Raw genomic sequence first — 12,904 nt, 5'->3', positions numbered from 1 at the left:
CTCCTGAATGAGCAACCACCTTCCAGTCGTCGGCATCACCATGGGCGATGCGACCGGCGTCGGCCCCGAGGTCGTCGTCAAGGCACTCTCGCGCCGATCGCTGCTCTCCCAGTGCCGTCCGCTGGTGATCGGAGACACTCAGCGGCTGGAGCTGGCAAGCCGCATCGTGAAGGCCGACGTGAAGGTGCGCAGCATCGCCGCCGCCTCGCAGGCGCGTTACGAGCCGGGCACGATCGACTGCATCGACCTGGGCCTCATCCCCGCCGATCTGCCTTTCGGCCAGATTTCGCCGATCGCCGGTGATGCGGCATTCCGGTACATCGAGCGCGCGGCGGCCCTGGCGCAAGCGGGCGACATCGACGCCATCTGCACGGCGCCCCTGAACAAGGAAGCGCTGCACGCAGGGGGCCACAAGTACCCCGGGCACACGGAAATGCTGGCCCATCTCACCGGCGTCGACGAAGTCTCGATGATGCTGGTGGCGCCGAAGCTTCGCGTCATCCACGTCACGACGCACATCGGCATCATCGATGCGATCCGCAAGATCGAGCCGGACCTGGTGCAGAGGACCATCGAACGGGGACACGCCACGCTGGTGAAGGCGGGCATCGCCAAGCCACGGATCGGCGTCTGCGGGATCAATCCGCATGCGGGCGAAAACGGCCTGTTCGGCTACGGCGAGGAGGAAGAGAAGATCATCCCCGCCGTGAAGTTGCTCCAGGCCCGCGGGCTGGACGTGACCGGTCCCCTGCCGGCCGACACGCTGTTCTTCCGCGCAGGACGCGGCGACTTCGACCTGGTGGTCGCGATGTACCACGACCAGGGCCACGGTCCCGTGAAGGTGCTCGGCCTCGAAGCTGGCGTGAACGTCACCGTCGGCCTCGACGTCATCCGCACGTCGGTCGATCACGGCACGGCGTTCGACATCGCAGGCAAGGGCGTGGTCGACGACGGGAGCATGGTCGAAGCCATGCGCCAGGCCATCGAACTGGCGACACGCCGCCCTTGAGGCCGCTTTCCGCGGCGTCCTAGTGCGCGTCGGCCACCTTCGCGGCGGCCAGGGTTTGCGCACGTTCGTCGCGGAAGCCGTTGAAGTACAGGTTCAGCAGGACAGCCGAGAACGACGCGAGCAGGATGCCCGATTCGATCAGCGGATGGATCGCATGGGGCAGCGATTGCAGGAAGCGCGGCGCGACCAGGGGGATCATCCCGATGCCCACCGAGATCGCGACGATGAACAGGTTGTTGCGGCTGCCGGCGAAATTCACGGCGCCCAGGATGCGGATGCCTGTGGCGGCCACCATGCCGAACATGACCAGCCCGGCGCCGCCCAGCACGAAGGAGGGCAGCGATTCCACGAGCGCCGCCATCTTCGGCAGCATGCCCAGGACCATCAGGATGATGCCGGCCGCCACGCACACGAAGCGGCTCTTGACGCCCGTCACGCCGACCAGGCCCACGTTCTGCGAGAAGCTGGTGTACGGGAACGTGTTGAAGATGCCGCCGATCAGGGTGCCCAGGCCGTCGACCCGCAGGCCGGCCGACAGCTGGCCCTGGTCGATCGGCTTGCCGTTCATCTCCGACAACGCGAGGAACATGCCGGTGGACTCGATCATGACCACCACCATCACCAGTGCCATGGTGAGGATCAGGACGGGGTCGAACACCGGCGTGGCCACCTCGAAGGGCAGCACGACGTCGAACCACTTGGCCTTGGCCACCTTGTCGAACGTCATCAGGCCCATGCTGGTGGCGATGCAGGCGGCCACCACGATGCCGAGCAGCACCGAGATGTTGGCGACGAACCCGCGTGCGTACTTGGCCACCAGCAGCGTCGCGACCAGCGCCAGCCCGGCGATGGCCATGTGCGGCAGCTGGGCATAAGCCGGATTCGACTGCGTCGGGGCCAGCACCAAGCCGGGTGGCACCGGCGGCACCGCCACCGCGGCACCGCCGGCGTTGACGGTCGCACCGGCGAGGCCCTTGATGCTGGCCAGCCATTGGGCATGCGCGGGGTCGACGATCTGCGGCGCCGTGGGACCCACCGGGTTGCCGAAGATCCAGTTGACCCCCACGCGCATCAGGCTGATGCCGATGACGGCGATGATGGTGCCGGTCACCACCGGCGGGAAGAAGCGCAGCAGCCGGCTCATCACCGGTGCCAGCAGCATCGAGATGACGCCCGCCCCGATGATGGCGCCGAAGATCAGTCCGGCGCCGGCCACCCCGGGGTTGTTGTTGGCCATGGACACCATGGGCGCCACCGCCGCGAACGTCACGCCCATCATCACTGGCAGCTTGATGCCGAACCATTGCGTCGCGCCCAACGACTGGATCAGGGTCACCAGTCCGCAGCAGAAGAGGTCGGCCTGGATCAGCATGGTGACCTGTTCCGGACTGAGCTTGAGGGCCCGGCCGACGATCAGCGGAACCGCAATGGCGCCGGCGTACATCACCAGCACATGCTGCAGGCCGAGGGCGGCCAGCTTGGCGCCGGGCAGGCGCTCGTCGACGGGTGCAACCAGGGCGTCGGTCATCGCAGTCTCTCCTCACGTGGGACAGGAGCACGCAGCGGCAGGGCTGCGCTACTCCTCACCACGGCGGGCACTGTGAGGCGGTCGCGCCGCGATGACCGGAACGACCCGGACCCGCTGCGGCGTTCCGGCACTCTAGGCACGACCGGGCCGAGACCGGTCTCGTGGAAACCCGTGGTTCGGTCAGGGACGCGTCGCAATCGGACGCGCTGCGCCGGTCCCAGTTTCTGCAATGGCACCAGCCCCAGCAGCGTCAGGTTGCGCTGCACCTCGTCGGCGAAGATCTGCGCGCTCGCGATCCTCCTCCCGCGCAGGACGCTCAACGGACGAACTGGAACAGTGCCTTTTGGGTGCTGCCGTCTTTGAGTTTGAGTTCGAACTGTCGGCACGTTGTCGCCCAATCCTTTTCGGTCTTCCAGACATAGACGTACTGCGCGCTGGCCGCGTCGTATTGCAACGAGCTCGCCCCTGCAGTCACCGTCTCCTCCACGAGGTCCGTGCTGGACGCACCGCTGCACGCAACTTGCCGCGACGCGGGGGCACCGGGCGCGAGGATCTCCAGGCCCTTGTCCCCGCCCAGGCTGAATTTCATCGGGACGGCGGCGCCGGCCTTCATGACGTTGACCGTGGGCAGGTTGTTCACCGGAGCGAAGAAGCCCGTGAAGGCATACCTGGCCTTCTGAATGAACTTGCCCATCGAATAAGGAGTCGTTCCCACGCCGATGGTGCCGCTCCTGGATTGCGTGGCTGTGTCGATTACCGCCACGCTGCTGCCCGTCCAATCGACGACGTACGCTGCGGCACCGTCGGACGTCACGGCGACGCCCCGCAGGCCGCCGGGGAACTCACGGGGACGCTCGATTGAACCGCGTCGCTGGCCGTGTCGATGATGGCGAGGTTTCCCAGGCCAGTGGTCGCATAGACCTTGCTGCCGTCCGGCGAGACCGCTACGCCGAAAGTCGACGTCCCGATCGGAATGGTGGACAGCAGGGTTCCAGACGCCGCGTCCAGCACAGACATCGCGGCGCCATTGGAGCTGGCGTACAGCTTGCTGCCGTCCGGCGAGACGTCCAGGCCCGACTGCGCGCCGCCCGGCACCAGGATGTACGCCTTGACGGTGTTGGTCGCGGTGGAGATGGCCGTGATGCGGTCGCAAACGTCCTGGCAGGAAACATACACGGTCGCTCCGTCGGGCGTCACGGCGACCTGGAACGGCTTCACGGCGACATCAATGTTGGCGACGATGGCATTCGTCTGGGTCGAGATGACGGAGATCTTCTGCTGGTGGTGGTTGGCCACGTATACCTGCGCACCGTCCGGTGAAACCGCGACACCGTACGGCGAGCCGGGCACAGGGATGGTCGCCAACACTGCGTTCGTCGCTGTGTCGATGACCGAGACACTGCCTTCGAAGTCGCTCGCCGTGCGGTTGCTGATGTACACACGGCTGCCGTCGGGTGTGACGGCGACACCCACTGGCGACACACCGACCGGTATCGTGCCCGTCACCATACTCGTGGCGACATCAATCACCGACACCGTGTTGTCGCCGACATTCGGGACGTACGCATTCGGCGCGGCGAAGGCCGAGCCGGCCAGTGGAACGGCAGCCAGCGCAAATGCTCGGAACATCTTTGCCAGCCTGATCGCGCGGCTCGACGGCACCGGTGCGTCCGGTGCGCGATCGGCCGTCGGGGCATGGATTTTCAGATTCAGAAGCGGGTGCTGCATGGCTTGTCCAATCTTCAGGCGGGGCCGGAAGATTGCCGAAAGGAGCGAGCATGGGCCATGGGAGGAATGTCCCCAGCGAGCGGGGACTTGTGCCTAAGCAATCTTGTGGCCCCCGGCTTCAACGAGCCCTCCGCCTCTTGCCCCCCGGCGCCGTCGACTCGGTCGCCAAGCTGGGCCTTCAAAGCGCTCGCGCAGATCGCATTGCTGTTCGAGCTTCCTGACGTGACGGACGAGAGTGCTCGAATGGCCGAAAAGTGGCGCAGCATTTACGGCGAAAACTAGCAACTGCCCAAATGAGAACTCTGCTCCCGGCCAGGAGCGGATATCAGTCATCGCATCCGTTGCTGTCGGTTTGCACCCTGTTTGGCCGCACCAGCCGGCCCGCCACCTCGGCCGCCTCGATCGCGTCCGCCGCAGTCGCGTCGGCACCGATCTCCTTCCACGCGCCGGGGTCCTTTGCGAAGGCCTGGCCGCCGACGAGAACCTGGACGCCCGCGCATTCGGGCATGGCGCGGACCGCGGCGATCAGCGCTTCCATCGTGTGCAGGTGCTGGAGCATGGTGGCGGACAGCGCCAGCAGCTGCGCGCGTGCTTCGACGACTTCGCGCAGCAGGCCGGAAGGATCCAGGTGCTGGTCCTGCCAGATCACGTTCCAGCCGCGCGTGCGGAGCACGCACGCCACCATCTCCAGCCCGAGCTCATGGCGCTCGCCCACCACGCAGGCGCAGATCGCGGTGGGCCGGCCCGCCGTTGGCGGGGGTGAGGGAAACAGCGTGGCCAGGAGCTTCACCGCCCGGGCGGTGCACTGGTGTTCCTGGTCGATGGAGACGGCGTTCACCTGCCACAGGCGCCCCACTTCGTGCAGGGCCGGCCCGAGGACCGAGACGCAGTAGGCCGCAGGATCGAGGCTGGTGCGGGCGGCGGTGGCCGCCAGGTGCTGCATGGGCGCCGCGTGGGTGGCGAGCAAGGCATCCACGCATTCGCGCTGGAGCGGGCCGGGTGGCGTGACCGGGCTCGCGTCCGCGGTGTGGTAGCCGGCAATGGCAGCCTCGACGCACTCAGCCGCTCGCGCCGACGCCGCTGCCGGCAGGCAGTCGCGCAAGGTCTCGACCAGCGCGCGCAGCGATTGCAGGATGGATTCATCCGGAAGGCCGCGGTGCGTGAGCACGAGACGCAGCCATCGCACGTGCCGCACGAACATGTCGTGGCGCGCGAACCGCAGCGCGGCGGCCAGCTGCAGGACGTGGAAGTGCGCTTCGGCACCGCAATCGCTGACGGCGACGTACCAGTGGGGCCGGGTCGGATCGAAGGCGGGCGCCTTGAGAAGCAGTGCGCGGACGATGGCGACCTGCGCCCGCAGCAGTTCCACAGCGCACGCTTGTTCGCTCGACATGCGTCGTCCTGGATTTGGCCGACTTTCATTATTGCGCTCAGGTTGCCGGGCGTGCGTGCGCCCCGTCCCCGGCGCTCCAGCTCGTCGGGAGCCGGTGCGGACGCCGCGCCGGAGGGTGCCGTCCTGCGCGGTCAAGTCTTCATGTACACACCCGGCTCGCCCGAAAGGCCGCGCTTGACCTGTTGCGTGATGTCGTCAGCCAGCACCTCTTCGGCGCCGGCTTCCAGGGCGTCGAGCACGCGGCCCGCGATGGTGTCCGGCGTGGACTTGGGCGCGTCGATGCCGCGCGTGAGCTCGGTGTCGACGAAACCGAAGTGCGCGCCCAGCACCTGCGTGCCGTGGCCGCGCAGCTCGTGGCGCAGCGAGTTGGTGAGGCCCCACGCCGCCGACTTGGTCGAGCCGTAGACACCCAGGGTGGGGCGGTTGATCCAGCTGGCCACCGACAGCACGTTCACGAGCGCGCCGCCGCCATGGCGGGCCAGCACCGGCGCGAATGCCTGGCTCATGCGCAGCAGTCCGAAGTAGTTCACTTCCATCTGGACCGCGCGGACTGCAGGCTGCCGTCGACCATCACGCCGCCGAAGGTGGCGATGCCGGCGTTGTTGATGACGATGGTCACGTCGTCGCACGCCGCGGCGGCCGCGGCCACGTCGGCATCGCTCGTGACGTCCAGGCGAAGCGGCTGCACGCCGGGGATGTCGACGCGCGACGGATCGCGCGCGCCGGCGTAGACCTTGCGAGCGCCGCGGGCGAGCGCCGCGCGGGCGAAGGCAAGGCCGATGCCACGGTTGGCACCGGTGACGAGGACGACGGCATCTTCAAGCTTCATGGAGGGCTCCTGCAGGTGGGACGGAGGTGGAACGGCGCCACGCGGGCTGGCCGAACCAGGCCCCCGCGGCGATGGAACCGGCATTGACCGCGCCGTAGACGACGAGGGCCGCCGCCTGCGCACCGAACACGCCCACCAGGCCCCAGCCGGCGCGCAGGGCGAGCCAGCCGCCGGCGGCCGCGACGGCCAGCCGGGCGATGTTGCCCAGCACGGGCCAGAGCAGGCGCCCGGCGCCCTGCGATGCGAAGTACAGCAGCAGTGCGACGCCGAAGAAGCCGTAGGCCGGCGCGACGATGCGCAGGTCGTCGACGCCCGCCGCGATCGCGCCGGGATCGTTCGTGAACAGGCGGATCCAGGGCTCGGGGAACAGCGCGGCCAGCAGGCCGATCGTTTCGGTGAGCGCGCCCGCCATGGCGGCGCCGATCCAGGTCGCGCGCAGCGCGCGTTCGCGCTGGCCGGCGCCGATGCAGGTGCCGACCACCGCGACCAGGGGCCCGCCGAGCCCGAACACCAGCGGCACCAGCAGGTACTCCAGGCGCGACGCGGTGCCATAGCCCGCAATCGCCGAGGTGCCGGCCTGGCCCGCCAGGCCGGTGGCGATGGCGATGCTCACGTTGGTGGCGACCGTGGAGACGGCACCGGCAAGGCCGATGCGCAGGATGCCCACCAGCGGCGCACGGCGCAGCCGGAAGCCGCGCCAGCGTGGCCGCACGACATTGCGCCCACTGGCCACGGCCCAGGCCAGCCACGCGGTGCCCGCTGCGTAGTAGACGAGGAGGGCGATCGCGCCACCGGCAACGCCCAGGCCGGTCAGCGGTCCCACGCCGAAGATCAGCGCCGGCGACAGCGGCACCAGCGCGATCGTGCCCACCAGCGTGACGGTGGCGGGCAGGTTCATGTTGCCGGTGCCGCGCAGCACGGACGCCAGGGCATTGAAGACCCACACCAGCGTCGCCCCGGCGAACACCCAGCCCGAGTAGGTGGTCGCCACGCGCAGCGACTCGCCGCTGCCGCCCATGCGGGCATACAGCGCCGGCCCGACCAGCCACGCGGCCGTCGTCGACAGCACGCCGAAAGCGACGGCGACGGCCACGGCGTGCAACGTGAGATCGTCGGCTTCGTCGTTGCGGCGGCCACCCAGCGCCCGGGCGATCGAGGAAGCGATGCCGCCGCCGATGGCGCCACCCGAGAGCATCTGCATCAGCATCACGACCGGGAATACCAGCGCCACGCCACCGAGCGCGTCCACGCCGAGCCGGCCGATGAACCAGGTCTCGATCAGGCCGGCTGCCGACTGCGCCAGCAGCACGAGCACGTTGGGCGCGGCCATGCGCAGCAGCAGTGGCGCGATCGGGGACTCGAGCAGGCGCCGCGTGCGCGGGTCGACGGCGGCAGTGGTAGGAGCGGGCATGAAGTCTCCGGGCTCGATTGCGTGCATATGCACGTTTCTGGGGAAGCGCGATAATACGTGCATGTGCACATGTCTGCAGGACACCCTGGCGGCGGAAGGGGAACGCGATGGCTGAGCGCGAAGGCGCGGGCGCGGCGCATCCCTGCTATTCGCTGGCGGTGCGGCAGGCCGGCCGCTGGATCACGCAGCTGTACGACCAGCACCTGGCCGAGGTCGGGCTGACCTCCAGCCAGTACGGCGTGCTGTCGCACGTGGACCGGCTCGGTCCCGTGGGGCTGGCCGCGCTCGCGCAGGCGATGGTGATGGACCGCACCACGCTCACGCGCAACCTCGCGCCGCTGGAGCGCGCCGGGCTGGTCGAGATCGTGGCGGGGGAGGGCGACCGTCGCCGCAAGGATTTGCGGCTGACGCCTTCAGGCAGCGAGAAGCTGCGGGCGGCGCGTCCGCACTGGCGGCGCGCGCAGGCCGCTTTCGAGAAGCACTTCGGGTCGGACGATGCAGCCGCCTTGCGGTCGCTGCTGCACAACGTGCCAGGGGGCCGCGGGCGCGCGAGGACGCGGCCCGGCTGATGTCAGTGAACCTGCTGCGGACCGAACACGAAATCGCAATCGGCCGCCTGCTCGATGGTCAGGAAATAGCCGAAGTGCGCCAGCTGCAGGGCCAGCCTGTTGACCTGGTCATGGGTGCGGACCTTGAACCGCGCCGCCACCTGGCGGCCTCGTCCATCCCTGAGGCACACCGTCCAGCCGACAGGCGAGTCGGCGGGTTCGGCGGCGCTGTCGATGATGTCGTGCACCGCCTTCAGGAGTCCTTGCCCATCCCAGTCCATGCGGCACGCTAGCAACGGCTGCCGGGCCCGCCCGGTAGGCGTGCGCAGTTGCCGGCGGCGGGACACTTCCGACAGCACCTGCGCACGGTTTTGCAGAGTCGACCTTGTCCTACACATCGGCCGGCGCGGCTGTGGGACAACCTCAGCCATGACATGGCGCAACCCCCAACTCACCGCAGCTGCCCACGAGTGGCGCACGGCGCAATGCGCCGTGATCCAGGCCCGGCGCGTCATTCGCGTGCTGGACGAGGAGTGCTCCTCGCCGGCGCCGGCACGTGCAAGCGCAGGGGACGTCGCGATCCTCGAGGCACGGGCCAACCAGGCACTGTCCGAATGCCTGCGAATCACGCGGCAAGCCAGCCGCGCTTCTGTTCGATAGACCGAACTCCGGGCTCGCACGTGAACGTGCCCGGGTCCTGACAGGATTGACAGCGCGCGGGCACGCGCACTGCCCGCTTTTCCGCGTGTCTCGATGTGCTTGCTAGCCGACGGCGCAGGGCCAGATACTTCGCGCCCATGCCCCCGGATGCCACTGTCATTGGCGACTGCCTGCGCGATGTCATCGCGCGAGTCGCCGTTGCACTGATGCTGGGCGACGTGCACGAGGCCTGGGCCGCCGTCGCATCGGACGACACGACGGAAGCGTGTTCCGCATGGGACCGGCTCCGCGGCCGCCATGCCCCTTCCGACGAAGACCTGGAGCAAGGCCGCCAGCAACTGCTCACGATGCTGCGCGAGCAGATGCCTCCGGGCGACACCGCCTGATCGGCCAGGCGATGCGCGATGATGCGCGGCTGGAGGTGCAGCCATGTCCGTGAGCGAACGCGTGATCAACATCGACCAGCTTGAACTCGAACATTTCAGCCAGGGCGAGAAATTCGAGACACGCGCGCTGCGCGTGGGACCGCTGATCGGCGCGAAGCACCTGGGCTATTCCTACGACTGCCTGCCGCCCGGCAAGACCGGGTGCCCGTTCCATTCGCACCGTGCCGAGGAGGAGATGTTCTTCATCCTGCGTGGCACCGGCCTGCTGCGCTACGGAACGGAGACGCGCAAGATCCGCGCGGGGGACTTCATCTGCTGCCCGACCGGCGGCCCCGACACCGCGCACCAGATCATCAACGATTCCAGCGAGCCGCTGGAATTCATCTCGGTCAGCACGATGATGCCCGCCGAGGTGTGCGAGTACCCCGACTCCGGAAAGATCGGCGCCTTCGGTGGGCAGGGCGACCAGCGTGTGCGTCACCTGACGCGCACCGGCCAGGCGCTCGACTACTGGGACGGCGAGTAGGGCGCCCGGCGAGACCTCGGGCGGCGGGCCACTGTGCCGCAGGCATCGCCAGATCCCGGCGAGAAATCGGACACGCGCTTCGCTTTCAATTGCTCACATCTGGCGATGTGCACCAAGGCCCTGCTCAACCGTTATGGGGTGCAGGGAGGAAGTTTCACGTGCCAAGTCTCGTGGTCTCGCTCGCGGGCCAACCGGATGTGAGCTATCCGATCGAGCGCCAGTGCACCCGGATCGGCCGTTCGAGCGGGAACGACATCGTGCTCGATAGTCCCACGGTGAGCGGCACGCATGCGCTGCTCATCCTGCTGGGGACCAGGCTGGCCATCGAGGATCTGGGCAGCAGCAACGGCACTTTCCTCGGATCGACGCGGATCGAGCGCGCGGACCTGGAGGATGGCAGCACGTTTTCCATCGGCGACTTCGTCCTGAAACTCGTGGCCGACCCGACGGCCATGGCCTACGAGCCGACGATGCTGGTGCGCTCCAGTGCCGTGCCCAGGAAGGCCTACCTCCAGCGGATCGACGGCACGCACCCGGGCGAACCCATCGAATTGCCGAAGGTGGTCAACACCATCGGCAAGCCTGGCGAGTGCATCGTCACCTTCATCCGGCGTGGCGACGACTTCGCCGTGCGATTCTCCGAAGGGCCGAGGCCCCTGCTCAATGGTTTCGCGCTGGCCGATGCGCCGGTGCGCCTGAGCGCCGGCGACGTGCTGGAGACGGACACCGGGCGCATGCAGTTCGTGCTGGAGGAGCTGGCCGTGCGAGCGCAGGCGCCCACCGAGATGCCGTCCGCAGGCAGGGCACGTCCCGCCCTTGGCCCGCTGTCGTGGCTGCGGCGCGCCTTCCCTCGCACCGCCGCCTGAGCGCGAGGGCCGGACTCGCACCAGAGCCCCTCAGCTTTCCGTGCGCTGTGCAGCCACCACGTTGCGCGGCTGTCCCTTCGCGAACGCGTTGATGTTGTCGAACGCGATGCCGAAGTAGCGCTCGTAGTTGTCGCGCTCGACATAGCCCAGGTGCGGGGTGCACAGCGCGTTGGGCAACTGCAGCAGCGGATCGGTCGCGCCGAGGACCGGCTCGCGCTCGAAGACGTCGACGGCGGCGAAGCCAGGCCGTCCTGCGCGCAGCGCATCGACCAGGGCACCGGGTGCGATCAGTTCGGCCCGGCTGGTGTTGACCAGGAGCGCGGACGGTTTCATCGCCAGCAGGTCGGCGGCCGTGACGGCGCCGCGCGTGTCGGGCCCCAGCCGCAGGTGCAGGCTCACGACGTCCGATTCCGCGAAGAAAGCCTGCCGGCTCGCAGCGACCTCGAAGCCGTCCTGGACGGCGGCCGCGCGCGAAGCCGCACCGCCCCAGACGACCACGCGCATGCCAAAGGCCTTGCCATAACCGGCGACTTGGCGGCCGATGCGGCCATAGCTCCAGATCCCCAGTTGCGAGCCGCGCAACTGCTGCCCGAGACTGCCTTGCCACGCACCGGCGCGCAGCCGGTTGGCCTCGTCGACGATGTGCCGCCGGCTCGCCAGCACCAGCGCCCAGGTGAGTTCCGCGGTGGCGGCGCCGGTGCCTTCGCCCTGGCACACGGTGATGCCCCGCTCGCTGCACGCCTGCAGGTCGATGTGGGGAGCCACCTTGCCGATCTGGCTGATCATCCGCAGGCGAGGCAGGCGATCGATCAGCTCGCGATCGACGCGCGTGCGCTCGCGGATCAGCACCAGCGCTTCGGCATCGGCGAGCTTGCGTGCGAGTTCCTGGCGATCCGGGAACGCTTCATGGAGGACGGTGACCTCGTGGCCTTGCAGCAGCGTGAACGCGCGCAGGGTTCGCACGCAGTCCTGGTAGTCGTCGAGGATGGTCACGCGCATGGCAGGTCCCGGTGCATGGGTGGGCGCCGCGAAAGCGTCATTGCGGCGTGATGCCCAGCTCGCTGACGGTCTTGTGCCAGCGTGCCAGGTCGGCGCGGATCACCTCGTCGAACTTCGCCGGAGGCAGTCCGCCCACGACGATGCCTTCGGCGCGGAACCGGTCCGCCACGGAAGGCGTGTCCAGCGCCTTCTTCACTTCGCGGTACAGCCGGTCCAGCACCGGCGCGGGCGTGCCTGCCCGCACGAGGAGCCCGTACCAGCCCTGCACGTCGAAGTCGGGGAAGCCCTGTTCCGCGACGGTGGGGACGTCCGGCAGCACCGGCGCGCGCTTCGCGGTGGCGACGGCCAATGCGCGGAGCTTGCCGGCCTTGATCGCGCCCAGCGCGGACGGTGCGTCGAGGAACATCAGCTGGATCTGCCCGCCGAGCAGGTCCTGCAGTGCGGGCCCGGCGCCGCGGTACGGCACATGGGTCATCTGGATGCCCGCCATGCGGGCGAACATCGCGCCCTCCAGGTGGGCCGAGGTGCCGATGCCGGACGATCCGTACGACAGCGAGCCGGGCTTCTCGCGGGCCATGGCGACCAGGTCGGCAAGCGTCCTGGCGCCGAACCCGGCGTTGACGACCAGGACGTGCGGGATGTACCCCACGATGGTCACGCCGGAGAACTGGCGCGCCATGTCGAACGGGTAGTCCTTCATCAGCGACGGATTGGTGACGGCGAGGATCGACGGGAAGACGAGCGTGTAGCCGTCCGCAGGCGCTCGCACCACCTCGCCCAGGCCGATCACGCCACCGCCGCCGGGCTTGTTGTCCACCACGACGGCCTGGCCCAGGCTGGCCTGCATTTCCTTGGCGACGATGCGCGCCATCAGGTCGGTCGGGCCGCCGGGCGCGAACGGCACGACCAGGCGGATCGGGCGCGACGGCCAGTCCTCGGCGGCGTACGCGCCACTGGCCACGGCCGGCGCCAGCAACGCGGTGAGGCCGCGCAGCGCGGCACGGCGTGAGAGGTTGTTCAT

General features: G+C 68.8%; 14 protein-coding genes and 1 pseudogene. 6 read left to right on the top strand and 9 right to left on the bottom strand.

Going from position 1 to position 12,904, the window contains the following annotated elements; translation table 11 throughout:
• The first annotated feature begins 7 nt into the window (after positions 1–7).
• On the top strand, positions 8–1,009 hold the full coding sequence (gene pdxA, locus ACPWT1_RS20250; protein WP_427912926.1) for a 4-hydroxythreonine-4-phosphate dehydrogenase PdxA: 1,002 nt from the start codon (positions 8–10) through the stop codon (positions 1,007–1,009).
• Positions 1,010–1,028: 19 nt separating this feature from the next.
• Here the strand turns inward: pdxA and ACPWT1_RS20245 are convergent, their stop codons facing one another.
• From ACPWT1_RS20245 to ACPWT1_RS20220, 6 genes and pseudogenes are all read right to left on the bottom strand, one after another.
• Positions 1,029–2,537 carry a nucleobase:cation symporter-2 family protein gene (locus ACPWT1_RS20245; protein ID WP_427912925.1) on the bottom strand — a complete coding sequence of 503 codons (1,509 nt, stop codon included), beginning with the start codon at positions 2,535–2,537 and terminating at the stop codon, positions 1,029–1,031.
• Between the two features lie 316 nt (positions 2,538–2,853).
• Complete coding sequence (locus ACPWT1_RS20240; RefSeq protein WP_427912924.1) at positions 2,854–3,351, bottom strand: PxKF domain-containing protein; 498 nt, start codon at positions 3,349–3,351, stop codon at positions 2,854–2,856.
• Positions 3,348–4,265, bottom strand: coding sequence for a hypothetical protein (locus ACPWT1_RS20235; protein ID WP_427912923.1), 918 nt, complete (start codon positions 4,263–4,265; stop codon positions 3,348–3,350). Before ACPWT1_RS20235 ends, ACPWT1_RS20240 begins: the two co-directional genes overlap by 4 nt.
• Positions 4,266–4,590: 325 nt before the next feature.
• On the bottom strand, positions 4,591–5,793 hold the full coding sequence (locus ACPWT1_RS20230) for a cobalamin B12-binding domain-containing protein (protein WP_427912922.1): 1,203 nt from the start codon (positions 5,791–5,793) through the stop codon (positions 4,591–4,593).
• Positions 5,790–6,487, bottom strand: a pseudogene (locus tag ACPWT1_RS20225) (SDR family oxidoreductase). The gene ACPWT1_RS20230 and the pseudogene ACPWT1_RS20225 overlap by 4 nt, the downstream one beginning before the upstream one ends.
• On the bottom strand, positions 6,477–7,898 hold the full coding sequence (locus ACPWT1_RS20220; RefSeq protein ID WP_427912921.1) for an MATE family efflux transporter: 1,422 nt from the start codon (positions 7,896–7,898) through the stop codon (positions 6,477–6,479). Before ACPWT1_RS20220 ends, ACPWT1_RS20225 begins: the two are co-directional and overlap by 11 nt.
• A 107-nt stretch (positions 7,899–8,005) precedes the next feature.
• On the opposite strand from ACPWT1_RS20220, the gene ACPWT1_RS20215 reads away from it, so the two are divergent.
• Positions 8,006–8,467, top strand: a complete 462-nt coding sequence (locus ACPWT1_RS20215) for a MarR family winged helix-turn-helix transcriptional regulator (protein WP_427912920.1) — start codon at positions 8,006–8,008, stop codon at positions 8,465–8,467.
• Between the two features lie 2 nt (positions 8,468–8,469).
• On the opposite strand, the gene ACPWT1_RS20210 is transcribed toward ACPWT1_RS20215, so the two are convergent.
• On the bottom strand, positions 8,470–8,805 hold the full coding sequence (locus ACPWT1_RS20210) for a hypothetical protein (protein WP_427912919.1): 336 nt from the start codon (positions 8,803–8,805) through the stop codon (positions 8,470–8,472).
• Between the two features lie 70 nt (positions 8,806–8,875).
• On the opposite strand from ACPWT1_RS20210, the gene ACPWT1_RS20205 reads away from it, so the two are divergent.
• The 4 genes from ACPWT1_RS20205 to ACPWT1_RS20190 all read left to right on the top strand — a co-directional run bounded on the left by ACPWT1_RS20205 (position 8,876) and on the right by ACPWT1_RS20190 (position 10,884).
• Complete coding sequence (locus tag ACPWT1_RS20205; RefSeq protein ID WP_427912918.1) at positions 8,876–9,106, top strand: hypothetical protein; 231 nt, start codon at positions 8,876–8,878, stop codon at positions 9,104–9,106.
• Positions 9,107–9,243: 137 nt separating this feature from the next.
• Positions 9,244–9,492, top strand: a complete 249-nt coding sequence (locus tag ACPWT1_RS20200; RefSeq protein WP_427912917.1) for a hypothetical protein — start codon at positions 9,244–9,246, stop codon at positions 9,490–9,492.
• 43 nt (positions 9,493–9,535) lie between these two features.
• On the top strand, positions 9,536–10,018 hold the full coding sequence (locus tag ACPWT1_RS20195; protein ID WP_427912916.1) for a cupin domain-containing protein: 483 nt from the start codon (positions 9,536–9,538) through the stop codon (positions 10,016–10,018).
• A 158-nt stretch (positions 10,019–10,176) separates the two neighbouring features.
• Entirely contained in the window at positions 10,177–10,884 is a 708-nt protein-coding gene (locus ACPWT1_RS20190) for an FHA domain-containing protein (RefSeq protein ID WP_427912915.1), read from the top strand.
• A gap of 30 nt (positions 10,885–10,914) precedes the next feature.
• Here the strand turns inward: ACPWT1_RS20190 and ACPWT1_RS20185 are convergent, their stop codons facing one another.
• Together ACPWT1_RS20185 and ACPWT1_RS20180 are read right to left on the bottom strand one after the other, a co-directional pair.
• The gene (locus tag ACPWT1_RS20185; protein WP_427912914.1) at positions 10,915–11,883 is read right to left on the bottom strand and encodes a D-2-hydroxyacid dehydrogenase family protein; all 969 of its coding nucleotides are present in this window, start codon (positions 11,881–11,883) and stop codon (positions 10,915–10,917) included.
• 37 nt (positions 11,884–11,920) lie between these two features.
• The gene (locus ACPWT1_RS20180) at positions 11,921–12,904 is read right to left on the bottom strand and encodes a Bug family tripartite tricarboxylate transporter substrate binding protein (protein WP_427912913.1); all 984 of its coding nucleotides are present in this window, start codon (positions 12,902–12,904) and stop codon (positions 11,921–11,923) included.

The organism is Ramlibacter sp. MMS24-I3-19, from assembly GCF_050320135.1.
In the GTDB taxonomy this organism is placed as follows: domain Bacteria; phylum Pseudomonadota; class Gammaproteobacteria; order Burkholderiales; family Burkholderiaceae_C; genus Ramlibacter.
Note: the sequence above shows the minus strand (reverse complement) of the source record. Positions and strands in the feature narration are given on the sequence as shown.